The following is a 25,790-nucleotide window of genomic DNA, read 5'->3' on the forward strand; positions in this document are numbered from 1 at the left end:
GCCACCTCCGGGTGAATCGATCCGGTCGGGCGGCGCTGCCCAGGTCAGCCCCGACATGAGCGGCTCGGAGCGTTACGGGCAGGATAACAACAGTGAACCTCGGAGAGCCGGTGCTCCTTCTCACAGATGACCAAATTCAGCTTTTCGGCTCGTGGTGGCCATCCACTCCGGCAGGTGAGGGGCCCGTCGAATCGGACACCTTGATCGTCTTCATCCCAGGTTTCACCGGTCACGCGCGTATTGCGGCAGTGCGACGTCTCGTCGTCCGGCTGCGCCGGCGGGCCGACGTCCTCGTCGTCGAACTGCGCGGCCACGGACGCAGCGCGGGCCGGTCGACGATGGGCGCGGAAGAAGTGGCCGACGTGGCCGCGGGCGTGCAGTGGGCACGCCGCCGGGGGTATCGCCGAGTGGTGACGGTGGGCTTCTCGTTCGGCGGCGCGGTGGTGCTCTGCCACGCCGCACTCCACCACGACGTCGACGCGGTGGCCGCGGTCAGCACACCGTCACGCTGGTTCGTGCGCGACACCCGGATCATGCGGGCGTTGCACGTCCTGGTGGAGAGCCTGCCCGGCCGGGTGGTGGCCCGCACGGTGTACAAGGTGCGGCTCGCTCCGCTGACGTCTGACATCCCCCCGTCGCCGCTCGAGTTGATGCCGCGGATCGCTCCGATACCGGTCCTCCTCGTGCACGGGCTGATCGACCACTACTTCCCGATCGAGCACCCGCTGGCGCTCGCGGCCGCCGCCGGCGACAACGCGACGGTCTGGCTCGAGCCGGACTTCGCCCACGCCGAGAACCGGTTGCCGGTCGCGCTCGCCGATCGGCTCGGGCGGTGGCTGTCGGAAGCGGCGGCCGAGGTACGCCCGTGAAGGTCTGGCACGATCGGGGCGTGCCTGACTCCGAAGCACCTGCGCCCGATACGTCACGGGCGGACGCGGACGCCGGCGTGGGTACCGCCGCCATCGCCGGCGTCACCGCGCTCGTCGGCGGTGCGGTGCTGGGCGGAGCCGCTCTCACCGGTCCACTTCTCTACGCGACCGCGATCCTGCTGGCCCAGCTGGCGCTGGTCGGCACCTGGTGCGTCGTCACCCGCCCGCCGGGCACGTTCGGCACCGCGGTGGTCGGGGCGCTCACCGCGATCGCGGCCGACGCCGTCGCGCTGGCCACCGGCCGCAGCGGAGCCGGAGGGCTGGTGGCCGTGCTGGCCTGCGCGTTCGGCGCGACGACGTTCCACCAGCTGGCGCGGGGCGTCGCCCGGCGCAACGTGACCGAGTCGTTCGGCTCGACGCTCACCGTCGCAGTCGCGGTGATCGCGCTCGCCGCGACGGTCGCGCTCCGGCAGGCCGACGAGGCGCACCTGGTCGCGCTCATCGCGATCGCCGCCGCGCTCGGCATGATCGTCGCCCGTCTGGCCGACCTGGTGGCGCCCCGGCCGACCGTGCACCAGGAGGTCCCGCGCGGGGTCGTGGGCCCGGCGCTGGGCAGCGCGGTCGCGGCCGGTGGCTCCGCGCTCGCCGTGACGCTCGGCCTGGACCTGCCGCTGGGGCCGGCGGTGCTGGTGGGCTGGCTGGTCGGCACCGCGGCGGTACTCGCCGACCTGGGCGTCGACCTGGCGCGGGCCGGACGGATCGCGGCCGGAGGGCCGGCGACCTCGGGGCCGGGTGGAGCGGCGCTCGGTCCGCTCGTCGCGTTCGCGGTCGCCGCACCCATCGGCTACCTCGTCGGCCTCACCCTGTAAGACGTCTTACCGGGCACCGGTTACCTGGCACCTGCCTGGTAGACACGGGGCTCGAACGCTTCAGCGCTGGAGGAACACGAATGGCCAGAAGTCGGCGCGGCGGCTGCCTCGTCCTGGTGTTGATCCTGGTCGTGATCCTCTGCGGGGTGGGTTTCGCGGTGGACCGTGCGGTGGCCTCGGCCGCCGACGAGCGGCTCAACGCCGCGGTCGCGCAGAACCTCCGCGACAACGGCACCCCGGCGCAGTCCACCGAGGTCGAGACCATCGGGTTCCCGTTCCTGACCCAGCTGCTCTCCGGTGACTTCGACGGGGCCGACGTGCGCCTCGACTCGGTGAAGACGTCGGAGGGCACCGTCGACCGCGTCGACCTGAAGCTGCGTGACGTGAGCATTCCGCAGGACGTGCTCCGGGGCGGGCAGCTGCACGACGTCACGGCGAAGAGCATCACCGGCACCGGGCACGTGAGCGTCGCGGAGATCGCGCGCCGGCTCGGGGTGCAGGGGCTGAAGCTGGAGAGCGCCGGCCCGGCCCTGCGGGCGACGCTGCCGGTCGACGTGCCGGTCGTCGGCTCGATCGAGGTGCGTGCCGACATCACGCCGAAGCTGGAGGGCAACACGCTGACGTTCGACGTCGGCACGGTCAGCGCGGCCGGGATCACCGTGCCGGCCGCCGTCGTCGACGAGATCACCGACCAGTTCGCCCGGCCGGTCGCCCTGCCGCTGCCGTTCGAGGTGAAGCTCGACAAGGTGTCCGCGAGCAAGGGTTCGCTGCAGGTCACCGGCAGCGCGACAAACGTGCCGCTGGTGCAATAAGCAGCGGCTCGCGCGCGTTGGCCGGTGCATGGGTGACCGGATCTGGATCCTGGCGGCGGTGCTGGCCGTGGCGACCGCCGTCGGGCTGGTCTGGCGTGCGCGCACCGGCCGTGTCCGGAGTACGGAGGACCACGTGGACGTCTGGGCCGAGCTGGGGATCGAACCGGGGAACGCGGCGGTGACGCTCGTGCAGTTCTCCTCGGCGTTCTGCGCACCGTGCCGGGCCACCCGGCGAATCCTCAGCGAGGTGTCGGACCGCCTGGACGACGTGAACCACGTCGAGGTCGACGCCGAATCGCACCTCGACGTCGTCCGCGCTCTCGACGTGCGCAGCACCCCGACGACGCTGCTGGTCGACCGCACCGGGGCGATCACCGGCCGGGCCGTCGGCCAGCCCCGGCGGGACGACGTACTCGGCGCGATCGGGCCCTATCTTTCTCGTGACGTGTAAATCCTTCCTTACAGGTAGGAAATACCAGTTGTCCCGCACACCAGGAGTCACGTCCCACATTTCAAGACGGCAGCCCGGAAGTGTTTGCTAGGCTGGCCGACATGAGCCCCCTGCTCACCAAGCGCCGCGCGGTGGATCTCTGCCGCGTCGGTAGCTGCCTGTGTCCCCCGGCCTGACGCCGGGCGATGCACGCTGAGCAGGCCATGAACGCGTGACCGTCGCCCTGACCCCAGCTCACTGGATGTCAGGAGACCTATGTCCAAGTTATCCCCAGCGGCGGTCGATCCGCGTGGGCCGCGCTTCGCCGCCTGGATCACCTCGGTCGTCCTCGCGATCGTGGTGCTCACCGGCAGCGGTTGGCTCCTCGCCGCCCAGGCGGTGGTGTTCGCGCTCGGTGCGTTCGTCGGGCTGGGCGCCGCTCCGTACGCGGCGCTCTACCGGGCGCTGATCGCACCGCGGCTCGCGCCGCCTACCGAGCGCGAGGACGCCACCCCGGTACGGTTCGCCCAGGGCGTCGGTTTTGTGTTCGCGCTGGTCGGCACCGTCGGCTACCTCGCCGGGGCGCCACTCGTCGGCATCGTCGCCACCTCGGCGGCGCTGATCGCGGCGTTCCTCAACGCCGCGTTCGGACTCTGCCTCGGCTGCCTCGCGTACCTCCGCGGCCGGCTGCTGCTGTCCCGCTTCTCCCGCACGAAAACCCCACACAAAGGAGTGCCTGCATGAGCCGCGAGTCCGCGCTCGTCTCGACCGATTGGGCCGAGAAGAACCTCAACGCCGAGAACACCGTGTTCGTGGAGGTCGACGAAGACACCACGGCCTACGACAACGGGCACATCCCCGGCGCGATCAAGCTCGACTGGAAGACCGACCTCCAGGACCCGGTGCGTCGCGACTTCGTCAACAAGGAGCAGTTCGAGGCTCTGCTGTCGAGCCGAGGCATCGGCAACGACGACACCGTCGTGCTCTACGGCGGCAACAACAACTGGTTCGCCGCGTACGCGTACTGGTACTTCAAGCTCTACGGCCACGAGGCCGTGAAGCTGATCGACGGTGGCCGCAAGAAGTGGGAGCTCGACGGTCGCGAGCTGGCCAAGGACGTCCCGCAGCGCGCCGCGACGAGCTACACCGCCAAGGAGCAGGACACCTCGATCCGCGCCTTCCGGGACGAGACCGTCGCCGCGATCGGCGTCCAGAACCTGGTCGACGTCCGGTCGCCCGACGAGTTCTCCGGCAAGCTGCTCGCCCCGGCGCACCTGCCGCAGGAGCAGTCGCAGCGGGGCGGTCACATTCCGACCGCGGTGAACGTGCCCTGGAGCAAGGCCGCAAACGAGGACGGAACGTTCAAGTCGGACGACGACCTCCGTAAGATCTACGGCGAGGCCGGCCTCGACGACAGCAAGGACACGATCGCGTACTGCCGCATCGGCGAGCGGTCGAGCCACACCTGGTTCGTGCTGCGTGAGCTGCTCGGCCACCAGAACGTCAAGAACTACGACGGTTCGTGGACCGAGTACGGTTCGCTGATCGGCGTTCCGATCGAAAAGGACGTCTGAGCATGTGCGGAGCTCCTGAGCAGACCGAAGACCTGAGCACCGAAGGCATCGACACCGCCAAGGAAACCGTGATCCAGGGTGTCGTCACCGCGAGTGACGGCTCGCCGGTTCCCAGCGCGTTCGTGCGGCTGCTCGACTCGACCGGCGAGTTCACCGCCGAGGTGGTGTCGTCGGCGACCGGCGCGTTCCGGTTCTTCGCGGCGCCCGGCGACTGGACGGTCCGGGCCCTGCACTCCAGCGGCAACGGCCAGACCGACGTGGCGGCCGACAAGGGCGTCAACCAGGCCAGCCTGGTTCTCGCCTGAGCGGTTCAGCATTTTGTCGAGAGCCTGTCCGGCATACCGCCGGGCAGGCTCTCGTCATGAGCGCGGTTCCGCTTCTACCCTGGTCGTATGGGCACCCCGGACGAAATTCCGGGCGACGGTGAACGTCACCTGAGCCGTGCGCCTGCCTACTGGGACGACGGCGACGGCGCCGTCCCAGGTTTTGAGGTGTCCAGCACGAGCGTGTGGGAGACGTCGGCGCGCCGGGGGTTACCCGAGCCGCACGCCCCGGAGGGCCCTCCGCTCCCGGAGACCGACGGGCCCGGCGGCTCGGAGCCGTCGGCCGACGCCGAACCACCGCCCGCCGACGAGCCGGCCCGGCGGACGGACGCGCTCGCACGGGCCGAGCTCTGGGCGCGTGCCCGGCGGACCCCGCTGGTGTGGATCGCGGCCTTCGTCGTCGGCACGCTGCTGGGGGGCGCGGCCGTGCACGGCTGGGAGACCCAGGCCGCCGACGCGGCCCGCCGCGACACCGTGCAGCTGACCGCGCGGGTGGCCGAGGACGCGGCCAGCAGCGCGAGCTGGACCGGTGCGCGCCAGCCGTGGACGTTACGGATCGTCCTGACGAACAGCGGCCCCAACGAGGTCCGCCTCCGCGACGCGCGGCTGCCCGACCGCCGGTACACGTCGAAGCTCCGGCAGGTCAGCCGCGGCGTCCGGATCCCGGCCGGTCAGGAGACCTGGATCTCGATGGACGTCACGCACTCGTGTCTGCGCGGCGGCCCGGCGTCCGCGCCGCGCGACGTCGCGCTGACCGTGGCACCGGCCGGGCGACCGGAACGCGAGGTGCGGGCCCGGCTCGCCGACGACAACACGCTCTTCGTCGACACCGCCCGGCAGAAGTGCCAGACCGTCGCGAGCGACATCTGGATCACCTCGGAGTTGACCGGCGATCCGGCCGATCTGGACACCGTGCTCGTGACACCGATCCGGATCCGCCAGCACGACCGGCGCGCCGTGGCGATCCGGGAGATACGCACCCCGACCCCGGGCCTGTCGATGGTCGCGTCGACCCGGCCGGTCGGTTTCGTCGAGGACGTCACGCCGGTGACCGCGTTGCGATGGTCCATCGCGGACTGTGAACGCGCCCGCGTCGTCGTCTACGCGGAGGTGGGCATCTCAGGTGTGGTGCAGCTCGCCGACGGTGATCCGTCGATCCGGACGGCGATCGTGCTCGACGCCAACGCGGTGCTGGCGATCGTCCGCTTCATCACCCGCTCGTGCGGGTGACTCAGTAGACGAGCGCCTGGGCGTTGTCGAGCAGGATCTCCTCCACGAACACCGCCGCGCCGGCGATGCGCACACCGGGCAGCACGTCGTTCTCGGTGATCTCGCGCCGGGCGGCGCACTGCGTGCACAGCGTCACCCGCCCCGCGGACAGGAGAGAGATCAGGAGGTCCGAGAGCGGAGCCGAGTGCGGGAGGTCGAACTCGGCGGCCCGGCCGGGCAGCGCGAACCAGGAGGATTCACCGGTGAGCCAGAGCGAGACGTCGACTCCGGACGCCAGGGCCGTGGCGGCGACCGTGAACGCCTGCGCACAGCGTTCGGGAGCATCCGCTCCTGCTGTCACCTTGACGACCAGTGAGCGGCTCATGAGCAGACCTTAGGGGTAGCGCGGCCCCGCCGCTGTACCCGCCGCGCTGTGTCCAGGGCCACCTGCGTGGATGGCGGGTCGGCGCCATAGACTCGGGGGGTGCTCGAGACCTTCTTCCTAGTGCTGCTGGTGGCGGCCTTCCTCGTCATCGGCTGGTTCGGCTTCTACGTCGTGTACAAGCTCTACCAGGGGCAGCGCTGACCGTGACCGATCCCGCCGGATACCCGTACGAGGAGACCCACGACCTCCGCACCGGGCCGAACCTGCACGAGTCGCTGCTCGGTCTGCTGCCGTTCGTCGGTGTGTGGCGCGGCACCGGCAAGGGTGGTTACCCCGACATCGAGGACTTCGACTACGCCCAGGAAGTGCGGTTCAGCCACGACGGCCGCCCGTTCCTCGCGTACGAATCGCGGGCCTGGATCATCGACGCCGAAGGGCGCCCGGTCCGCCCGGCGGCCCGCGAGGTCGGGTGGTGGCGTCCGCAGGGTGAGGACGCGGTGGAGGTGCTGCTCACGCACCCGACCGGTTTCGTCGAGGTGTACGTCGGTGAGATCGACGGGCTGAAGGTGGAGCTGAGCACCGACGCGATCGTGCGCACCGCGAGCGCGAAAGAAGTCTCGGCGAACCATCGCCTCTACGGAATCGTCGAGGGCGATCTGCTGTACGCGCACGACATGGCCGCCATGGGCAACGATCTCACGCCGCACATGAGCGCTCGCCTCAAGCGCATCGCCGGCTGAGCGCGTCTCTGATCGGGGGCATTAAAAAGCCCCTCAGGCTTTGTTCCGCGATTCGTATCGCGGAGCCGGTCGGACGAGTCCGGCAGCCTGAGGGGTCGGTGGTTACCTTGGTTTGCCTCACCGCCGTCTACGTGCACAAAGGCAGCGGTTCGGACCGTAGTCCAACGGGCGGCTAGGAAGTAGCCACCTCACGAGTCCGATAAGTATTCAACTTTGGACCACCTCCCCTCTCGTGTACCTCGAATCTACGTCGGGCTCCGGGAGTCGGCAACGCAATTAAAGCGGGAATCCGAGAATGCGTTGTACGCCCTCGGTGAACCCCCGCTCGCCGAGCGGCTTGCCGTCGAGCGTCGTCACCCGGGCCGCACCCCGGACGCTCGAGCACAGCCACACCTCGTCGGCCGCCGCGAGCTCGTCGACGCGCACCCGGGCGTGTTCGGCCCGCAGCCCCAGCTCGCCGGCCCGTTCGAGCAGGAAGCTCGCGGTGGTCCCGGCCAGGATCCCGGTGTCGACCGGAACCGTGCGCAGCGCGCCGTCGGCGGCCCACACGACGGTGGCGGTCGGCGCCTCCAGCACCTCACCCTCGGTCGAGACCAGGATCGCGTCGTCGGCACCGACCGACGCCGCGTGCCGCAGCGCCGCCATGTTCACCGCGTACGAGAGCGTCTTGGCGCCGCCCAGCAGCCACGGCGCGGTGTTCCGGGCGTCCGCGGGCACGCCGAGCGAGATCGAGACGACCGAGACCCCTTCGCGGCGGCCGCGCAGCTGCGCCGGCGAGACGTCGAACATCGTCGCGAACACCGTGGGCGGCTCGGCCTGGCCGGTGTCGGGCCCGCGGGTGCAGACGATCTTCACCGCCACTTCGGCGTCCTCGACCGCGTCCACCAGCACGTCGTCGATCAACGCGGCGAGTTCTCCGGCCGGCGGGAGCGCGATCCCGAGCGTCCGGGCCGAGCCCGCCATGCGGGCCAGGTGCTCGTCGAGCTGCCAGGGCTTGCCGTACCGGACGTGGACGGTCTCGAAGATGCCGTCGCCGCGGGTGAGCCCCGCGTCGTCGGCGCGGGCGATGGGCGTTTCGACCGGCACGGGACCCCGGCCGAGGAGCGCGAGCGCACGGGTAGTCATACGCCGAACGGTAGTGAATACGATGGAAGCATGCCGCCACCGTCACTGACCGATGCGCTGCGGTCCCGCGGGCTACGGATGACCGTGCAGCGGCAACTCGTCATGGAAGCCGTCGAGCGGCTGGGGCACGCCACCCCGGAACAGGTGCACGCGCAGGTGACGCGGACGGCGGCGGGCATCAACCTGACCACCGTCTACCGCACGCTCGAACTGCTCGAACAGATCGGGCTGGTGCGCCACACCCACCTCATCGACGCGGCCACCACTTATCATCTGGCCGCTGACCAGCACTTCCACCTGGTCTGTCGGATGTGCAGGACGGTGTCGGAAGCCCCGATCGGGATGCTCGCCGACCTGGCCGGGCGGCTGGCCGACGAGCGCGGCTTCAGCATGGACGTCGGCCACGTCGCGCTGTTCGGTGTCTGCGGCAACTGCAGCGACGGAAATACCTGCGACCCGGAGACCGCTGCACCTACCGGATCCCCCAATCCGGAGGTGCTGTCGTCATGAGCCGTGTTCTCGCCGAAGGTGTCGACGCCGGAGTCGCCGCGCACTACGGTGACCCGTTCCGTGAACAGCGGCACCTGGCCGAGGACGTCGGTGTGGTCGACCGGAGCAACCGCGGCGTCATCGCGGTACCGGGCGCCGACCGGTTGACCTGGCTGCACAGCCTCACGTCGCAGCACCTGGAGTCGCTCCCGGCCTGGCACGGCACCGAAGCGCTCGTGCTCTCCCCGCACGGCCACGTCGAGCACCACTTCCTGGTGGGCGACGACGGCGCCACGACCTGGCTGGACGTCGAGCCCGGCACTTCTGCGGCCCTGCTCGGCTACCTGCAGAAGATGGTCTTCTTCATGCGGGTCGAGCCGGCCGACGTCACCGCCGACTGGGCGGTGCTCTCGGTGATCGGCCCGCGCACGGCGGAGGCGCTCGCCCGGCTCGACGTCACGCTGCCGGCCGAGCCCTACCGGCTGGCGCCACTGCCCGGTGGCGGGTTCGTGCGCCGCATGCCGGGGCTCGGTGCCGATCTGCTCGTTCCCCGGGATCAGAAGGACACCGTGATCGAGCGCCTGGACGCGCCGCTCGCGGGCATCTGGGCCTACGAGGCGCTGCGGGTCGCCGATCGGCGTCCGCGGCTGGCGTTCGAGACCGACCACCGCACGATCGTGCAGGAACCCGAGTGGATCCCGACCGCGGTGCACCTGGAGAAGGGCTGCTACCGCGGCCAGGAGACGGTCGCGCGGGTGCACAACCTCGGCCGGCCGCCGCGCCGGATGGTGCTGCTGCACCTCGACGGCGTCAGCGAGGAGCTCCCGGTCCAGGGCACGGCGATCACGCTCGGACGCGACGGGCGCCCGGTCGGGTTCGTCGGCACCGCGGTGCGCCACTTCGAGCTCGGCAACATCGCGCTCGGCCTGGTCAAGCGGAACACTCCCGACGACGCCGATCTGTGGATCGGCGAGACCAGGGTCGCGGTCGACGCTCACGCGGATACGGACTCCGATTACGGAACTTCGCAGGTCGCCGCACGGGCCGTCCCGAAAACGTGAGAGCCCGTCTCAAATAGCGGCCACGCTCCGGGTTTTGTGGCCGGAATGTGACTGTTTCGTCATCGCATCCATGCCAAATGCTGCTGCAACCCGCACTCGGACCGCTCCCGCATGCCAGGATGCTCCAGACGCGGTGGGTGACCCGCCACACCACTGGCCTGCGAATCCGCGCCGTGCGAAGGAGCAGAGGCATGACGGATGTCGTACCGGGAGGGAGACGGCGGATCGACCGGGTGCTGGCTCCCGGTTATCTGCACGGTCTGAATGCCCTGCGAACGGCGGAGGTGCGACAACGGCGAGACGAGTCGCTCGCTGAACTCGCTGAACTGAACCGGCTGGGCCATCAGCTGGACGAACGAATCGCGATGATCACGGCCGAACAGCGCCACCGCGCGGCTGTCGTGTTCGACGGCGCGCCGGACGCACGCCCGGTGGACGAGGCGTCCTCCGGCGGGCGGTTGGCGCGGGTGTTCCGGCTGCGTGCCGACTCCGACAGCCCCCCGACCCACCGCCGTCGCCGCCGGGTCGAGCGGCTGGTCGCCGACGTGGACCTGGCCGACGTGGCCCGGCGCACGGACGACGAGCTGGCCCGGGTGCTGCGCACGTTCCGGCACGAACGCAGGCAGGTCACCGACGTGGCCGGGCGGGTACGCGCGGTCGTCGACCGGTGCGGGGGTGAGCTCGGACGCCGGCGCGTGGCTCCGCGGAACCCGGGCCCGGCCGAGGAGCCCGAAACATCACCGATCGCAGAACGGCGCACCCTTCCCTGACGTCGCTCTCAGGGTCCGACCCTGACCGTTCCCTGAAGTGCTAGCTGAGCGCTTGCAGGTGTTAGCGCGGGCGACCTACCGTGGAGTTCAACGACATCCACAGCGAAGGGACGAGAGATGTCTACTCCCACCCCGCCCGTCGACAACGAGCAGCCCGCCGCGATCGGGCCGGGCCAGGGCAGTGGCACTGACTCGAAGCAGTGGCCAGAGCCGCTGTACGCCCTCGCCGGCGTCGGTGACCTGGTCGCCGAGCAGATCCGCAAGCTCGCCGCCAACGCTCCGGAGATCTCGGAGCGCTTCCAGCGCAACGCCGCCACCCTCCCGGAGGACCTGCGCAGCCTCCCGCGCGAACTCCGCACCCTGGCCGCCGACCTGCCGTCGTACGCGGCCGGTCTGCAGACCAAGGCGCGCGAGGTGAACGGCGAGTCGGTCAAGCGCAACGTCGAGACCGCGCAGACCCGTGCTCAGGACGCCTACCGCACGCTCGTCGAGCGCGGCGAGCAGGCCGTCAAGCCGCAGTAATCGTTCGGCCCCGCTGTCACGGACAGCGGGGCCGAATCGTCTACTGGGGCATGGACGAATTCAGCGCGCACCGGGAGCACCTGGTCCGGGTCGCGTACCGCATGCTCGGCAGCCTCTCCGACGCCGAGGACGCGGTGCAGGAGACCTGGCTGCGCTGGGAGCGCACCGACCGCTCGGAGATCGTCGACCCGCGCGCGTGGCTGACCCGGGTGACCGGCCGGATCTGCCTGGACGTGCTCCGGTCCGCCCGCGTCACGCGCGAGGCGTACGTCGGACCGTGGCTGCCCGAACCCCTGGTGGAGCGCCTGCCCACCGCCGGCACCGACCCGGCCGACCTCGCGGTGCTCGACGACTCGGTCCGGATCGCGCTGCTGCACCTGCTGGAGCGGCTCAGCCCGGAGCAGCGCGTCGCGTTCGTGCTGCACGACGTGTTCGGCGTCCCGTTCGACGGCATCGCGGCGGCGCTCGGCACCAAGGTCGACAACGCCCGTCAGCTGGCGTCCCGCGCGCGACGGCTGCTGCACGAGAGTGCACCGCCGCGGCTGGCGCCGCTGGCCGAGCAGCGGGCCACCGTCGAAGCCTTCTTCGACGCCTGCCAGGGCGGCGATCTGAGCCGCCTCACCGCCTTGCTGGCCCCGGACGTCGAGTTCCACTCGGACGGCGGCGGCCAGGTGCGCGCCGCGCTGCGCCCGATCTACGGCTCCGACAAGGTCGTCCGCTTTCTCCTCGGGGTACTGGCCAACGGGAGCTACCTCGAGCCGGAGCCGGCGATGGTCAACGGTCAGTTCGGCCTGGTGTTGTACCGCGACGGCCAGCTGCTCGGCGTGGTCGTGCCGGACGTGACCACCGACGGCCGGATCTCCCGGTTCTCGTTCGTCGTCAACCCGGAGAAGCTGCGTCGCCTGCCGCCTGTGGACGGGGCCGACGAAGTGTCGTAGGACCCGGGTACCGTTTCCGCCCGTGGCAGTAGTGACCGAAGCAGATTCGACGCAGGCCGATCAACGGCAGACGGAGGCGCTGCTCGCCGCAGCGATCGGCGCCGTGCCCCAAGGCATGGACCGTCCCGGGCAGCGGATGATGGCCCGCGCGGTCACCGAGGCCGTGCACACCGGCGAACACCTGCTGGTGCAGGCCGGCACCGGCACCGGCAAGTCGCTCGCGTACCTGGTGCCTGCGCTGGCCACCGGCAAGCGCGTCGTCGTCACCACCGCCACGCTGGCGCTGCAGGCCCAGCTGGTCAACCACGACCTGCCCCGGCTGGTCGAGGCCGCCGCCCCGGTGCTCGGCCGCACGCCGACGTTCGCCCTGCTGAAAGGCCGCCACCACTACGCGTGCCGGGCCCGGCTGGAGCCCGGCGCGGCCGACGACGACGATGGCCTGTTCGAGACCGACACCCAGTGGCTCGGCGCGGCCGGGAAGCTCGTCCAGCAGGTCACCCGGGTGCGCGAGTGGGCGGCGGAGGAGACCGACACCGGCGACCGCGCCGATCTCGATCCGGGCGTCGACGACAGCGCCTGGCGGCAGGTCAGCATGCCGGCCCGGGAGTGCGTCGGCGCGGCCCGGTGCCCGTTCGGCGAGGAGTGCTTCGCCGAGGCGGCCAGGGCCAAGGCCAGGCAGGCCGACATCGTCGTCACGAACCACAGCCTGCTCGCCGTCGACCTGCTCTCCGGCCGGCACATCGTCCCCGAGCACGCGCTCCTGGTGATCGACGAGGCCCACGAGCTCACCGACCGGGTCACCAGCGCCGCGCAGGCCGAGCTCAACGCCGAGGTGATCAGCCGGGCCGCCCGCCGCCTGCGCTCGTTCGTCCCCGACAAACTGCGCGACGACGTGGAGGGCTCGGCCGATCTCCTGGAGCGCATGCTGGACGGGGCGCGGCCGGGTCGGCTGGAACGGCTGCCGGAGCCGCTCTACGACGCGCTGTTCCTCGTCGATTCGGCGGCCAGGGCCGCACTGGACGCGCTCGGCGGAGAGGTCGGCCCCGAGGAAGCCGACGCGGTCAAGCGCAACCAGGCCAAGCAGGGTCTCACCGGGCTCGTCGACACCGTCGAGCGCCTGCTCGAACAGTCCGACCGGGACGTCGCCTGGGTGGCCCAGGAAGATCGGCGGCCGCCCGCGCTGAACGTCGCTCCGCTCTCGGTCTCAGCCGCGCTGGGCAGCGGCCTCTTCCGGGACCGGGTCGTGGTCGCGGCCTCGGCCACGCTCGCGCTCGGCGGGCGCTTCGACACCGTCGCCCGTTCGCTCGGTCTCGAAGTCGACTACGGGCGCACACCCGAGACCGGCGACGTCCGGCGGGTCGAGCCGCCCGTGATCGACGATGACGACGACAAGGAGCCGCCGGCCGTCTGGCGCGCGCTCGACGTCGGCTCGCCGTTCGATTATCCCAAGCAGGGCATTCTCTACGTCGCGTCGCGGCTGCCGAAGCCGGGCATGTCCGGGCTGTCGGAGGCCGCCCAGCGCGAGCTGGTCGAGCTGGTCACGGCGGCCGGCGGGCGGACGCTCGGCCTGTTCTCGTCACGGAAGGCAGCCTCCACCGCGGCCGAGGCGCTCCGGGCGCAGACCGATCTTCCGGTGCTGCTGCAGGGTGACGACTCGATCCACCTGCTCGTGCGGCGCTTCAAGGAGGAGCCGCAGACGTGTCTGCTCGGCGTCGCGTCGCTCTGGCAGGGCGTCGACGTGCCGGGCGACGCGTGCCAGCTGGTCGTGATCGACCGGTTGCCGTTCCCCCGGCCCGACGAGCCGCTCACCGCCGCCCGGTCCAAGGCCGTGGACGACGCCGGCGGGTCGGGGTTCATGGCCGTGTCGGTGCCCGCGGCGGCGATCCGGCTGTCCCAGGGCGCCGGGCGGCTGATCCGGGCCGCCGGTGACCGCGGGGTCGTCGCGGTGCTCGATGCCCGCCTGCACAACGCGCGGTACGGCGAGTTCATCCGCCGCACGCTGCCGCCGTTCTGGTACACGACGTCGCCCGACGTCGTCCGCGGTGCCTTGAAACGCCTGGGCGGCACCGCGGAGACGTGACGCGGGTTCAGCTGCTGGTGGCCACCGGGCCGGGTGGCTCCCCGGTCGGAGCCGGCGGCACCGTGGCTGCCGGAGCGGCCGCGACCGGGTCGGTGCGGGTCGCCGCGCCCGCGCCGGCGGCACCGACGGTGGCGTTCTGCTCGGCCTCCACGCGGGCCTTCTCCACCTCGGCCTCGTCGTCGTCGGTGGGTTCCGTCCCGGGTGGAGCGTCCGAGGGTGCGGGGCCGCCGTCGGGCCGCAGCACCAGGTAGCGGATCGCGGTGTTCAGCACGGCCAGCAGCGGCACCGCGACCAGACCACCGACGATGCCGGCCACCGTGATGCCGATCGCGATCGCCAGGATCACCGCGAGCGGGTGCAGCGCGACCGCCCGTCCCATGATCAGCGGCTGCAGGACGTGGCCCTCGAGCTGCTGCACACCGATGACCACCGCCAGGATGATCAGCGCCGGCACCGGCCCCTGGGTGACGAGCGCGACCGCGACGGCCACCGCTCCGGAGAGCGTCGCACCGATGACGGGGATGAACGCACCGAGGAACACCAGCGCGGCCAGCGGCAGCGTGAGCGGCACCTTCAGCACGGCCAACCCGATGCCGATGCCGAGCGCGTCGACGAACGCCACGAAGACCGTGGCGCGTACGTAGGACGTCAGCGTGTGCCAGGAGTAGTGGCCGGCCTGACGCACCGCCGGGCGGGCCGGGCGCGGCAGCAGGCGGGTGAGGAACCGCCAGATCTGAGCGCCGTCCTTGAGGAAGAAGAACGTCGTGAACAGCACCAGGAAGAACCCGGTGACGACCTCACCGAGCGTCGTCGCGGTGCTCAGCGCACCCGACGTCAGCGACGAGCTGTTCTCCGACAGCCACGTCTGCACCCGCTCGACGTACTGGTCGATCTGGCCCTGCGAGATGTGCAGCGGGCCGGAGAGCAGCCAGTCGCGGCCCTCGTTGAGCGCCTGGTTGACCTGATCGGTCAGGTCGGCGAGACCGTTGATGAACGCCTGGACGACGAGCGCGAGGGTTCCGAACACCAGGACGAGCCCGAACACCAGGATCGTGGTCGCGGCCAGCGCCCGGGGCGCACCGTTGCGCCGCAGGAAGCCTGCGGCCGGCTCCAGCAGCGCGGCCAGCAGCAGCGCCACCATCAGCGGGATCACCACGACGCGAAGCATCGAGATGAGGTGGAACAGCCCGTAGAGCACCACGGCGACGATCGCCAGGCGCCAGGCCCAGGCCGCTCCGACCCGCAGCGCGACCGGCACGCTCTCGTTGTCCGGCTCGTCCGCGGGCAGCAGGACCACGCCCGGTGGACCCTCGACCACCGGTTGATCCGGTGGGACGGCCTGATTCTCCCGCGCTGCCGCGAGTCGCTCGCGCGCCTCGTCGCGCACCCGCAACAGCCAACTCACCCGGGGTTCCCCCTTCAGACGTTCCCGACGCACCGTACTGGCGCCTTCTACCCGCGCCCACGGATCCCCACACACTCGGCGATACCGTGTGGAGCTGTGAGTACAGAACCCGACTTGGTCAACTCCGTGAACGGTGGCCTACCGATCCACCTGCTGCACGATCGGGTACTGGTGAAATTGGAAGGCACCGCTGGTGAACGGCGGTCCAGCTCCGGCATCGTCATCCCGGCCACCGCGGCCATGGGGCGCCGGTTGGCGTGGGCGACGGCGGTGGCGGTCGGCCCCACCGTGCGCACGGTCGAGGTCGGTGACCGGGTGTTGTTCGACCCCGACGAGAAGTCCGAGGTCGAACTGGGCGGCAACGACTACGTGCTCATGCGTGAGCGCGACGTCCACGCGGTCGCGGCGTCCCGCGTCGACGACGAGGGCACCGGGCTGTATCTCTAACGACCGTCGTGGTGCGGCTGGTACCCGGGGTGGTGCCCGCCGCCGTAGTACGTCGGGTTGTAGATCTGGCCGGGGCCGCTGTAGTTGGACCCGGCCGGATAGCTGCCGCTGACGTAGTTGGAACCGCCGTGGCCCGGCGGGTAGGCGGCCGGCGACGTCGACCACGGCATCGTCGTGCCCGGGCGCGCGTGCTGCAGGATGTACTGCCGCCGGGCGTCCACGGTCGCGAGCAGTTGACGCTCCTCGTCGGCGAACTCGCGGTTGGCGATGCCGCGGGCGAGCGCATCCCGGATGATCGCCAGCTTGGTGGCCGCGAACTGGTAGTCCGACATCGCTTTGGCGCCGATGCCGCCGGCGATGCCCCGAGCCCACTGCCGCCCGGCGCGCCGGGTCTGCATGGTGGCCAGCGCGGCGATCTCCTGCGCGGTGAACCAGCCCGCTTCCGCGTACACCGGGAGCACCCGGCCGACGACCTTGGCTTCCCGGCCGCGGAGCACGATCGCCAGCGTGACCATCGCGATCAGGATCGGCAGCATGAGCAGCGTGTACCCGGTGAGGATCACGCCGAAGTCCTGGCTGGAGGCCAGCAGGTTCCAGGTGCCGTGCAGGAGCACCGCGAGCGCGAGACCACCGATCGGCGCGACGATCTTCACCCACGTGTGCCGGCTACGCACCGCCAGCCCCACGCCGACCCCGGTCATCGCGGTGAACAGCGGGTGCGCGAACGGCGAGAAGATGCCGCGGAGCACGAACGTGACGATCAGCGCGGTGATGCCGCCCGGCATGTTCTTCTCTTCGTCGCCGAGGTACGCCGAGCCGAAGTAGAGGACGTTCTCGGTGAAGGCGAACCCGACCGCGGACATACCGGCGTAGACGATGCCGTCGACCACACCGTTGATCTGCCGCCGGCCGGTGAGCGCGAGGCCGAGCAGGATGAACAGCGGGATCGCCTTGAAGAACTCCTCGGTCGGCGGCGCGACGAGCACCGCCGTGGTCGACTCGGAACCGCCGGCGCCTGTGATGACCCGCCCGCCGAACGAGTTGATGATCAGCGCGGCGAACGTCGCCACGCACGCGCCCCAGGCGAACGCGAACGCCAGGTAGCGCCGCGGCTCGGGCTCGTACCGGTCGAGCCACCAGAAGAACGCCAGCAGGATCGGCACCGGTAGCACCGCGGTGCCGAGCGCCAGGATCAGCGTGCCCGGCCCGAGGCTGTAACCGAGGATGCCGTAGATACCGAGACCGGCGAGCGCGATCACGCCGACGGCGACGACCGCGACCGCGATGCCGACCCAGCGTCGTTTGTGCCAGGGCACCATCGGAGCCGCTTGGGCCATTCCCTCGGACGGGTGGGGAACGCCCGGATGCTGCCCGGGCAGCCCCGGACCGGCGGGGGGATGAACCATGCTCCGCAGCCTAATCGGAGCTAGCCTCGGATGCCCCCCGAGCATCCTGTCGGAGCAGGTGATTGAGCGTGCCGATCCCGTCGGTGAGCCGATCGGCGGCGGTCGCGAAAGTCGCGAGCCGGGCGGATGGTGCGACGGCGATCAAATCGTCGACGTCCGCGCGCAGCGTCGGAAGAGCCTTCGGGCGACGCCCGGTGCGCAGCGCGCCGGCGATGGCGGCCAGCGCCGTGTCGACGTGGGCGGCGAACGTGCGTGCCTCCGGGCGGGAGAGGCCCTCCGGGTACATGTCCCGGGCGGCCTCCAGCGCCATGCCGCCCTGCACCAACCGGCTCGCGTGCACGCTGACGCCGTTGGCCAGGTCGACGAGCGCGGGCGGGGTACCCGGCTCGTCGGCCAGCCGCTTGGCCGAGTCCCGCGCGTTGCTCAGCGCGACCCTGGCGGTGGTGCGGGCGGCGTCGACGTCGGTGTCGGACGCGTCCGGGTCGGCCGCGGTGCGCAGGTAGCCGCGCGCCGACTCGATGGCGTCGGCGAGGGTCTCCCTGGCGGTGGACCGCTCCCAGGTGGGCCAGGCCAGGTACGCGGCGAGCGCGATGACACCGGCCGCGACGGTGTAGGTGAGCCGCTCCGGGATCAACTGCCCGGCGGACGCCCCGAGCAGGTCGGCGATCAGCACCGCGTTCCCGGCCATCGCGGCCGCGCCGAGCGCGAAGTTCGCGGCGAGGACCGTGCGCAGGAGGAAGTAGAAGACCGGGACGAGCGCCATCTTCTGCCAGGTGTCGGAGACGACCCACTCCAGCAGCGCGGAGACGACGAGCATGCCGAGGAGGGTTCCGGCGACCCGGTCGACGACCTGCTTGACGGTCGCGGAGAAGTCGGGACGGATCGCCACCGCGACGGTGAGCAGCAGCCAGTAGCCACGCGGCAGGCCGAGCGCGACAAGTGCGGTGGCCACGACGGCCAGGGTGAAGGCGAGCCGCAGGGCGTGACGGAAGGCTTCGGAGGAGGGACGGAGGTTGGCACGCAGCACGGTGAGCGGCTCGTCGGCCGGCATGAGGAACACGGGCGCGTCGTGGTGAGGGGGTGTGTGGTCCGGGTAGTTGGCAGTGGTCGGGGAGTCGGTCGCGGGGCTGTGGCCCGGGCCCGGGTCGGTGGCCTGGGCTGGGCTGGTGGCCTGCTGGGGGTCGGTGGCCTCGACTATTCGGCGGGCGGCGCGGAGTTGGCCGGCCAGTGCGGCGGACCGGGCCGCGGCGCCCCGCCGGGTGAGCGGAGCCCGGCCGGGAGCGTCCCGCCGGGCCCGCACCGCCGCGACGGCCTTGGCGAGCGCCTCGTCCAGCGCGGACACCAGATCGGGGTGCAGGTCGTCGGGCCCGGAGGTCAGCCGCTCCGCGATCGTGGCCCCGACCGCCGCCGCGGCATCGATCACCGCGCCGACCTCGTCAGCGGCCGCGGCCTCGTCCAGGTCCGCCAACCGGGCCCGAAGCACCGCCAGCGCGACGACCTCACCCCGGGCCCGCTCGACCTCGTCCAACAACATGCGCAGCCCGGCTACGGCCCGGTGGCGCTGCGGGTCGAGCCCTCGCAGCGCCGCATGGGCCTCGAGCACCACCGGGTACGCCGGTCCCCCACCCCCGGGGTCCACATCGGTGAGCTCCCGATAGGCAGCCGCCACCGCCGTCCGCTCCGGCGCATACCCCCGCACCGGCCACGGCGCGATCGCCAGCAACGTCTGCAACGCCGCCCCCACGAACACCGCCGCCGCGGCCACCAGCGCCTGACTGAGCTCCTGCGGTTGCTCCCCGATCACGATCAGCACGATCAGCCCGGTGATCCCGACCCGCGTGCCGGACGGCCCGAGCGACGTCAGCAGCCCCGCGAGGAACCCCCACAGCGCCACCAGCAGGACCGCGACGACCGCGTAAGGGTTGGCGAGCGCCCCCAACAGCACGGACAGCGCCCCACAGAGCGCCAACGCGAACCCGAGCCGCAGTCGCCGCCGATAGGGCCCGGTCAGGTCGGCGAACCCGGTGAAGTAGGCCCCGAGCGTGGCCGCGACGGCCGGCAGGACGTCCCCGGAGATGGCCCCGATCAACAGCGGCAACGCCACCGCGAGCGTCCCCCGAGCCGCGACCCGAGGACTCAGCTTCGCCCGGGGAACGGCGATCAGCCCGCTGAAGGCAGCACGCGCCGTCCGCCCCACGTCCGCCCCGGTTGCCACGTGTTCCGACCCTAACGCCCCCAAGCCCCCCGCACCCGCATCCACACCGAGAGCCACCGCTCCGCGCTGCCCCGCGGCGCTCCCGGACCGGCCCGCACGACCTGCGCCGCACCTCGCATCGGCGCCGATCGACCCGGCCCACGAACGACGGCCGCCCCGCAACAATCGTTGCGGGGCGGCCGGGAAGTTTGGACGGGCCCTGTTCTCTCCACCGCGTTGCGGCGTTCTGAGAGGCGGGGCCCGCCAGGAATTTGTACCCCCGGGCACAACCGAAGGCAAGGCTTTCGTGCTTTCGAATTCAGAAGCACGGCGTAACCGCACGTTCACCTTGAGGTGGTCATCCGTACCTTCGATCCGATGGTCGGGCGAACGGGTGTCACCGAAGCATCGTCGGTGACCTGACACTGCCAGCGGAAAGGCCCACCCGGGTGGCACATTCTGGGGATACCAGCGTGCTCGTCGGCGCCTAACGTCGACTTCGAGCACGCCACGAAGCCAGTACAGACGCGGAAGGACGCGAACCCCGATGAGCGAGTACGAGACCAACGTCGACGTCGACGGCGACGGCACCTACGACGACGTCACCTTCTCGGAGAACGCCGACGGCAGCGTCACCATCACCGCCGACCAGAACAACGACGGCACCGTGGACTTCGTCGCCCACGACTACAACGCCGACGGCATCGTCGACGACGCCATCTACGACGACGACCACGACGGCGACGCCGACACCTACTGGAAAGACACCACCGGCGACGGCATCCTCGACCGCGCCGCCGGCGACACCAACGACGACGACGTCGTCGACTGGAACGGCGTCGACGCCAACCAGGACGGCCACATCGACCACGCCACCGCCGACACCAACTACGACGGCAAAGCCGACACCTACGTCGCCGACGACAACTACAACGGCAACGCCGAATACGCCGCCGTCGACACCGACGGAGACGGCTACACCGACCGCACCACCGACCCCACCCAGGCCGGCAACCAGACCCAGGTCAACTGGAGCTGACCCGCCGACCCCCTCCCCGGCCCTAGCGCACGCCGCGTAGGCCGGGAACAGGTCGAAACCCCAGGAACTCGCCGGGCCCCGCGCATCGCGCGGGGCCCGCACCCGTAGTGCACCTCCGTTTGTGCTCGCGCCGGCCCGCGCCCACCCGATGTCACCCATGTACGCCAGGAGGCGGCACGGATGCCGCCCCAGACATACGGGGACTGACATGGATGTCGAGCTTCCGGCCCGTTGGGCCGACGAGCCTGCACGGCTCGCCGCAGTACGGACGATGCGTGAGTTCAGCGCGTCGGTCGAGCCGGTGCTGGCGAACATCGTCCGCATCGCCGCCGAGGCCGTTCGCGCGCCGATGGCGATGTTGACGCTCGTCGAGGCCGAGCGTGTCCGAGTGGTGGTCCGCCACAACATCGGCGTCACGCAGCTCTCCCGCGCCGCGTCGCCGTGTGCCCGGATCGTCGGCGACCGCGCTCCGCTGCAGATCCCGGACCTGCTCGAGGACCCTCGGTACGCGGTCGGGCCGCTCACCGCGGTCGAGCAGGGCGCCCGCTCCTACGCCGGCGTCCCGTTGCTCGACACGACCGGCAACGTCGTCGGCGCGCTCTCGGTGCTCGACCGCAAGCCCGGCGCGCTGGGGCCGGAGCGGGCCCAGCTGCTCGGCCTGCTCGCCGACCAGGCGACCGCCATCCTCACGCTCGGCTCGGCCGTCGAGCAGTCGGCCAGCGAGGCCGCGGCCCTCGGTCGCTTCGGCAGTGACTTCATCTCGCTGATCACCCACGAGGTGCGGACGCCGGTCGCGGTCATCACCGGCAACCTCGAACTTCTCGACGAGCTCGACGACATCCCCGAGCAGTACCGCGAGCGCATGGTGAGCGCGATCCGCCGGAACGCCGACCGCCTGGTCCGGCTGATCGACCACCTACTGGTCACCGCCCGCGCGGGCGACGCGCTGAAGGCGACCGTGCACCGCTCGCCGATCGACCTGTCCGCGCTCGTCAACGACGCCGTGCGTACGGCCGGAGCCAGGGCCAAACAGGCCGGGGTCGCCGTCGACGTCCGGGTGGAGCAGTCGGTCCGGGTCCCCGGCGACGGCACGATGCTGCGCACCGCGGTCGACAACCTGCTCTCCAACGCCCTGCTGTTCACCCCGGCCGGCGGCCGCATCGGCGTGCGGGTGTCCTCCGGCGACGCGGCCGACCTGCGTGACGCCGCGATGGTGACGATCACCGACACCGGCGTCGGCATCCCCGCCGACGAGGTGCCGCGGGTGTTCGACCGGTTCTACCGCGGTGAGCACGCTCAGCGCGTCGAGGCGCCGGGGGCCGGGCTCGGCCTCGCGGTGACCGAGGCGATCGCCGCCGCGCACGGCGGTCTGGTGCGCCTGGAGAGCGCGCCGGGCAGCGGAACCACGGTCCGGCTCCTGCTGCCGCTCGCCGCGGCCCAACCCGCGCCTGTTCTGGAACTCGTCCGGAACAGCTGACGACTCCCCGGCTCCGGTCAGCTCCCGCACCGGAGCCGGGTGAATCTCCCTGCCGGCCCGCCCCTCTGGGGAGGGATGGCCGGCGGGGTGTCCCACCCCGAAGCGCACGGCTCGCCCGCCCCTCTGGGGAGGGATGGCGAGCCGTGCGCCGAGGCATTCCCACGGAGTGATACTCGAACCTTCATCTACTCTGGGTAGACGTATCTAAACGCCTAGTCATACCCGCTGGTACTCCCCTCCTGCCCCCGAAGGGACGGTCCGGCTATCCGTCCCGATTACAGAGATTCGCTGGTACGGGCCCGTCGGATTAGGCACGCTGAACGAGGGCCCACGGGAGCCCACCGCCAGCAATCAGCACGAACGACGGGGTGCCGGCCGTCGCAGGAGGGGAAGTGCCGTGACGGTTTTCGACACGAGTAGATCGACAGCACCCTCTGCGCCGCTGCGCCCTCGGGAGCAGGTCCAGCGTCGGGTCACCGGCACCCCCCGCTGGGCTCCCGCCGCCGCAGGCATCGTGGTCGGCGTGTCCCGCGGCGACGATCCCACCGGCGTCCTCACCTGGGCCGCCCGCGAAGCCCGCGCGCTGCACGCCCCGTTGGTGGTGGCCCACGCCGGCAACGACGAGCGCGCCGACGCCGTCCTCGCCGAGGCCGGTGCGCTGGCCCGGCGGGCCGTTCCGGCCGGCCACGTCCGCACGGTCCGGGGCGAGGGCCGTCCGCTCACCGTCCTCGCGGCAGCCGCCGACCAGGCCGGCATCGTGGTGGTCGGCACCGCGGCGGGGGCCGGCTCCGGCACCCAGCTCGTCGGCACGATCGCGGTGCGGCTCGCCACCGAGGGCCGTTCGGCGGCGGTCGTCGCCCGGCCACCGGTCCGTACCGGCACCGCGCAGCAGGGTCCGTTCCCGGGCCACGTCGTCGTCGGCGTCGACGGGTCGCCCGCGTCCCGCGCCGCCCTGGAGTACGCGTTCGCGCACGCGGCCGGCCACCGTCGGCCGCTGGTCGCGGTGTTCGTGACCACCGGTTCGGCCGCCGACTACTGGATCGACGACAGCCTGCTCGACACGTCCGTCACCGACGACCCGGCCGCGAACGCGCTGGTGGACGAAGAGGTGAGCGCGTTCGCCGACCGTTTCCGGGTACGCGCGACCTCGGCGGTGCACCGCGGGCGGCCGCTCGCCGTGCTGGCCCGGCTCTCGCGCGGTGCGGATCTGCTCGTCGTCGGCGTCAACGGACGCCCGGCGGGAGCGCGCTCCCGGCTCGGTTCCACCGCCCGCGGGGTGCTGCTCGACCCGCCGACGACGGTGGCCGCGGTCCGCGCCTGATCTCCCCTTCGATCCTACCGGTCGGGGCGGATTGAAACATCGACTCGCGGCACGACCCCGCCCGCGCCATGCTCTGTCTAGGCTTCTCTAGCCGCATCACCCCCGAAGCCCGGAGCACCGCGTTGACCGACCGTCCTTCCACCCTCACTACCGAGATCGCCGCCGAACAACGGCACGTCGACGACGTGTACGCCCGGCTGGAGGAGGTTCGATCCGGTACCGCCGAGGTCGAAGCCGAGGGACACCGACGGGCCCTGCTCGGCCACGAGGGCGCGCTCTACGAGCGTGACGTCCTCGTCCACCAGGCCGCCCGGCGGCGCAAGGCGCTCGACAGCGGGTACGACGGTCTGGTCTTCGGCCGCCTCGACCTGCGCAGCGGTGAGGCCCGTCACATCGGCCGGCTCGGTGTGCTCGACGCGCGCTACGAGCCGCTCGTCGTCGACTGGCGCGCTCCGGCCGCCGCGCCGTTCTACCGCGCCACCGCCGAGGACCCGCTGGACGTCGTGCGACGGCGGGTGATCCACTCCTCCGGCACCCGCGTGGTCGGCCTCTCCGACGACCTGCTCGATCCGGCCGCCGCACCGGAGGGCATGGCCGTCGTGGGCGAAGGCGCGCTGATGGCGACGCTGGCCCGGGCCCGCGGGCAGGCCATGCGCGACATCGTCTCGACGATCCAGCGCGAACAGGACGAGGCGATCCGGGCGCCGGCCGCCGGCACCACGATCATCGAGGGCGGGCCCGGCACCGGGAAGACCGCGGTCGCGCTGCACCGCGTCGCGTACCTGCTCTACTCCGACCGCAACCGGTACGCCGGTGGCGGGGTGCTCGTCGTCGGGCCCTCCCCCACGTTCGTGCGGTACATCGACCAGGTCCTGCCTTCGCTCGGCGAGGAGGGGGTCGTGCTGCGCTCGCTCGCGACGATGCTCTCCGGGGTGCGCGCGACGAGGCGTGACGACGCGGCGCTGTCCGCGATCAAGGGCGCGGCGAGCATCCGCCGGGTCCTCTCCCGCCTGGCCTGGCTTCCGGCGCCGACCGCGCCGGACCGGTTCCGCGTCGTCTACGGCGGTGAAGTGCTCACTCTCGACGTGCGGGCGCTGGCCGCCGCGCGCAAGGCGGCCCGCCGGCGCGGCAGCACCCCGAACTCCGCTCGCGGCCAGGCGGCCACCGCGCTGCTCGACGCGCTGTGGAACGTCTCCCGCTCCTGGTCCGGGGCTCCGGAGAACTGGGAGCGCGAGTCCTTCGACGCCACCCTTCGTGACCGCGACGAGTTCCGCGAGTTCCTGGCCGCGTGGTGGCCGATCGTCGAGCCCGAACAGGTACTGCGCTGGGCGGCCGACCGATCGCGCCTGGCCCGTTGCGCGGGCTCCGAACTGGGCCGGAGCGACGTCGGACCACTGGCGGCGTCATTCGCGAAGGACGGCTGGTCGGTGGCGGACGTCGCGCTGATCGACGAGCTGCGCGCCCTGCTCGGTAAGCCGCCGAAGCCGCAGGTGCGTCGTCGGCGTCCGGAGGAGTGGGAGATGCAGGAGATCCGGCTCTCCTCCGACCGCGCACCGGCGACGACCCCGGCGGTGGACGAGGACGACGACGAGTTCTCGCTGATCGTCGTCGACGAAGCGCAGGACCTCTCCCCGATGCAGTGGCGGATGCTCGGTCGCCGCGGCAAGTACGCCTCCTGGACGCTCGTCGGCGACCCGGCGCAGAGTGCCTGGGAGGACCCGGAGGGAGCCACCGCAGCGATGGACGCGGCCGTGGGCACCCGGGTGCGGCGTCGCTACACGCTCACCACGAACTACCGGAACTCGGCCGAGATCTTCGAGCTCGCCGCCTCGGTGCTGCGCCGGTGGGAGCCCGGGCTCGAACTCCCGACCGCGGTACGCGAGACCGGCGCGAAGCCGTCGGACCGGCTGGTGTCCGGCGAGCGGCTGACCGCCGAGCTGCGGTCGGCGGTCGAAGAGCTCCTGGCCGACGTCGAGGGCACGGTCGGTGTGGTCACCCCGGCCGTGCGGCAGGACGAGGTCGCCGCGCAGCTGGCCGGGCTCGGCGCCGGACGGCTCCAGGTCGTGGACAGCATCGAGGCCAAGGGCCTGGAGTACGACGGCGTCGTGGTGCTGGAGCCGGCCGAGATCATCGCCGAGTCCAGCGCGGGGCACCGGGTGCTGTACGTGTCGCTCAGCCGGGCAACGCACCGCTTGGTCGTGATCTCCACCGAGCCCGACTGGGCGGCCCCGCCCGCCGACCGGTCCGCGCCGGACCGCGTCGCGGAGCCCCTCTCGCTGTTCTGAGCCCGCCCCTACAGTGAGCC

26 protein-coding genes are annotated in these 25,790 nt (G+C 71.7%); 21 read left to right on the plus strand and 5 right to left on the minus strand.

Going from position 1 to position 25,790, the window contains the following annotated elements:
* The first annotated feature begins 110 nt into the window (after positions 1–110).
* The 9 genes from CRYAR_RS39490 to CRYAR_RS39525 all read left to right on the plus strand — a co-directional run bounded on the left by CRYAR_RS39490 (position 111) and on the right by CRYAR_RS39525 (position 6,107).
* Positions 111–869, plus strand: a complete 759-nt coding sequence (locus CRYAR_RS39490; protein WP_281174665.1) for an alpha/beta hydrolase family protein — start codon at positions 111–113, stop codon at positions 867–869.
* Between the two features lie 20 nt (positions 870–889).
* Positions 890–1,738 (plus strand): hypothetical protein, encoded by an 849-nt coding sequence (locus CRYAR_RS39495; RefSeq protein WP_157018428.1) that lies wholly within the window; start codon positions 890–892, stop codon positions 1,736–1,738.
* An 80-nt stretch (positions 1,739–1,818) separates the two neighbouring features.
* Positions 1,819–2,550, plus strand: coding sequence for an LmeA family phospholipid-binding protein (locus tag CRYAR_RS39500; RefSeq protein ID WP_084701552.1), 732 nt, complete (start codon positions 1,819–1,821; stop codon positions 2,548–2,550).
* Between the two features lie 28 nt (positions 2,551–2,578).
* Complete coding sequence (locus tag CRYAR_RS39505; RefSeq protein WP_035858474.1) at positions 2,579–3,001, plus strand: TlpA family protein disulfide reductase; 423 nt, start codon at positions 2,579–2,581, stop codon at positions 2,999–3,001.
* A 101-nt stretch (positions 3,002–3,102) separates the two neighbouring features.
* Complete coding sequence (locus CRYAR_RS51410; RefSeq protein WP_392726396.1) at positions 3,103–3,177, plus strand: Ms5788A family Cys-rich leader peptide; 75 nt, start codon at positions 3,103–3,105, stop codon at positions 3,175–3,177.
* A gap of 79 nt (positions 3,178–3,256) precedes the next feature.
* Entirely contained in the window at positions 3,257–3,724 is a 468-nt protein-coding gene (locus tag CRYAR_RS39510) for a DUF4395 domain-containing protein (RefSeq protein ID WP_035858476.1), read from the plus strand.
* Positions 3,721–4,554, plus strand: coding sequence for a sulfurtransferase (locus tag CRYAR_RS39515; protein WP_035858479.1), 834 nt, complete (start codon positions 3,721–3,723; stop codon positions 4,552–4,554). The genes CRYAR_RS39510 and CRYAR_RS39515 overlap by 4 nt, the downstream gene beginning before the upstream one ends.
* A gap of 2 nt (positions 4,555–4,556) precedes the next feature.
* Positions 4,557–4,859, plus strand: coding sequence for a DUF1416 domain-containing protein (locus CRYAR_RS39520; protein WP_035858481.1), 303 nt, complete (start codon positions 4,557–4,559; stop codon positions 4,857–4,859).
* An 87-nt stretch (positions 4,860–4,946) separates the two neighbouring features.
* Positions 4,947–6,107 carry a hypothetical protein gene (locus CRYAR_RS39525; RefSeq protein WP_035858483.1) on the plus strand — a complete coding sequence of 387 codons (1,161 nt, stop codon included), beginning with the start codon at positions 4,947–4,949 and terminating at the stop codon, positions 6,105–6,107.
* Position 6,108: 1 nt separating this feature from the next.
* Here the strand turns inward: CRYAR_RS39525 and CRYAR_RS39530 are convergent, their stop codons facing one another.
* On the minus strand, positions 6,109–6,471 hold the full coding sequence (locus CRYAR_RS39530; protein ID WP_035858486.1) for a DsrE family protein: 363 nt from the start codon (positions 6,469–6,471) through the stop codon (positions 6,109–6,111).
* A 197-nt stretch (positions 6,472–6,668) separates the two neighbouring features.
* Between CRYAR_RS39530 and CRYAR_RS39535 the strand changes: the two genes are divergently transcribed.
* Positions 6,669–7,211 carry a heme-binding beta-barrel domain-containing protein gene (locus CRYAR_RS39535; RefSeq protein WP_035858488.1) on the plus strand — a complete coding sequence of 181 codons (543 nt, stop codon included), beginning with the start codon at positions 6,669–6,671 and terminating at the stop codon, positions 7,209–7,211.
* Positions 7,212–7,487: 276 nt separating this feature from the next.
* Here the strand turns inward: CRYAR_RS39535 and CRYAR_RS39540 are convergent, their stop codons facing one another.
* Positions 7,488–8,336: an aminotransferase class IV gene (locus CRYAR_RS39540; protein WP_035858490.1), complete on the minus strand. Its 849-nt coding sequence runs from the start codon at positions 8,334–8,336 to the stop codon at positions 7,488–7,490.
* 30 nt (positions 8,337–8,366) lie between these two features.
* On the opposite strand from CRYAR_RS39540, the gene CRYAR_RS39545 reads away from it, so the two are divergent.
* The 6 genes from CRYAR_RS39545 to CRYAR_RS39570 all read left to right on the plus strand — a co-directional run bounded on the left by CRYAR_RS39545 (position 8,367) and on the right by CRYAR_RS39570 (position 14,196).
* Positions 8,367–8,846 (plus strand): Fur family transcriptional regulator, encoded by a 480-nt coding sequence (locus CRYAR_RS39545; protein WP_051571603.1) that lies wholly within the window; start codon positions 8,367–8,369, stop codon positions 8,844–8,846.
* Positions 8,843–9,886, plus strand: coding sequence for a CAF17-like 4Fe-4S cluster assembly/insertion protein YgfZ (gene ygfZ, locus CRYAR_RS39550; RefSeq protein WP_051571605.1), 1,044 nt, complete (start codon positions 8,843–8,845; stop codon positions 9,884–9,886). Before CRYAR_RS39545 ends, ygfZ begins: the two co-directional genes overlap by 4 nt.
* A gap of 191 nt (positions 9,887–10,077) precedes the next feature.
* Positions 10,078–10,656: an aerial mycelium formation protein gene (locus CRYAR_RS39555; protein ID WP_157018430.1), complete on the plus strand. Its 579-nt coding sequence runs from the start codon at positions 10,078–10,080 to the stop codon at positions 10,654–10,656.
* A 117-nt stretch (positions 10,657–10,773) separates the two neighbouring features.
* Positions 10,774–11,178, plus strand: a complete 405-nt coding sequence (locus CRYAR_RS39560; RefSeq protein ID WP_035858492.1) for a hypothetical protein — start codon at positions 10,774–10,776, stop codon at positions 11,176–11,178.
* Between the two features lie 50 nt (positions 11,179–11,228).
* The gene (locus CRYAR_RS39565) at positions 11,229–12,116 is read left to right on the plus strand and encodes a sigma-70 family RNA polymerase sigma factor (protein WP_035858494.1); all 888 of its coding nucleotides are present in this window, start codon (positions 11,229–11,231) and stop codon (positions 12,114–12,116) included.
* A gap of 115 nt (positions 12,117–12,231) precedes the next feature.
* The gene (locus CRYAR_RS39570) at positions 12,232–14,196 is read left to right on the plus strand and encodes a helicase C-terminal domain-containing protein (protein WP_084702052.1); all 1,965 of its coding nucleotides are present in this window, start codon (positions 12,232–12,234) and stop codon (positions 14,194–14,196) included.
* Between the two features lie 7 nt (positions 14,197–14,203).
* Here the strand turns inward: CRYAR_RS39570 and CRYAR_RS39575 are convergent, their stop codons facing one another.
* Entirely contained in the window at positions 14,204–15,601 is a 1,398-nt protein-coding gene (locus CRYAR_RS39575) for an AI-2E family transporter (protein ID WP_035858496.1), read from the minus strand.
* 96 nt (positions 15,602–15,697) lie between these two features.
* Here CRYAR_RS39575 and CRYAR_RS39580 point away from each other — a divergent pair, with 96 nt between their 5' ends.
* Entirely contained in the window at positions 15,698–16,048 is a 351-nt protein-coding gene (locus tag CRYAR_RS39580) for a GroES family chaperonin (RefSeq protein ID WP_245620628.1), read from the plus strand.
* Here the strand turns inward: CRYAR_RS39580 and CRYAR_RS39585 are convergent.
* Together CRYAR_RS39585 and CRYAR_RS39590 are read right to left on the minus strand one after the other, a co-directional pair.
* On the minus strand, positions 16,045–17,454 hold the full coding sequence (locus CRYAR_RS39585; RefSeq protein ID WP_169745149.1) for a PrsW family intramembrane metalloprotease: 1,410 nt from the start codon (positions 17,452–17,454) through the stop codon (positions 16,045–16,047). The genes CRYAR_RS39580 and CRYAR_RS39585 overlap by 4 nt on opposite strands.
* Positions 17,455–17,464: 10 nt before the next feature.
* A complete protein-coding gene (locus CRYAR_RS39590; protein ID WP_169745150.1) occupies positions 17,465–19,669 on the minus strand; it encodes an FUSC family protein in 2,205 nt (734 codons plus the stop codon).
* Positions 19,670–20,195: 526 nt separating this feature from the next.
* On the opposite strand from CRYAR_RS39590, the gene CRYAR_RS39595 reads away from it, so the two are divergent.
* From CRYAR_RS39595 to CRYAR_RS39610, 4 genes are all read left to right on the plus strand, one after another.
* Entirely contained in the window at positions 20,196–20,687 is a 492-nt protein-coding gene (locus CRYAR_RS39595) for a hypothetical protein (RefSeq protein ID WP_051571326.1), read from the plus strand.
* Positions 20,688–20,958: 271 nt separating this feature from the next.
* Complete coding sequence (locus tag CRYAR_RS39600) at positions 20,959–22,164, plus strand: GAF domain-containing sensor histidine kinase (RefSeq protein WP_035858503.1); 1,206 nt, start codon at positions 20,959–20,961, stop codon at positions 22,162–22,164.
* 523 nt (positions 22,165–22,687) lie between these two features.
* Positions 22,688–23,485 carry a universal stress protein gene (locus CRYAR_RS39605; RefSeq protein WP_157018436.1) on the plus strand — a complete coding sequence of 266 codons (798 nt, stop codon included), beginning with the start codon at positions 22,688–22,690 and terminating at the stop codon, positions 23,483–23,485.
* A gap of 122 nt (positions 23,486–23,607) precedes the next feature.
* A complete protein-coding gene (locus CRYAR_RS39610) occupies positions 23,608–25,770 on the plus strand; it encodes a HelD family protein (RefSeq protein ID WP_063725831.1) in 2,163 nt (720 codons plus the stop codon).
* Positions 25,771–25,790: the final 20 nt, after the last annotated feature.

Origin of the sequence: Cryptosporangium arvum DSM 44712, assembly GCF_000585375.1 — a bacterium.
Classification (GTDB): Bacteria; Actinomycetota; Actinomycetes; order Mycobacteriales; family Cryptosporangiaceae; genus Cryptosporangium; species Cryptosporangium arvum.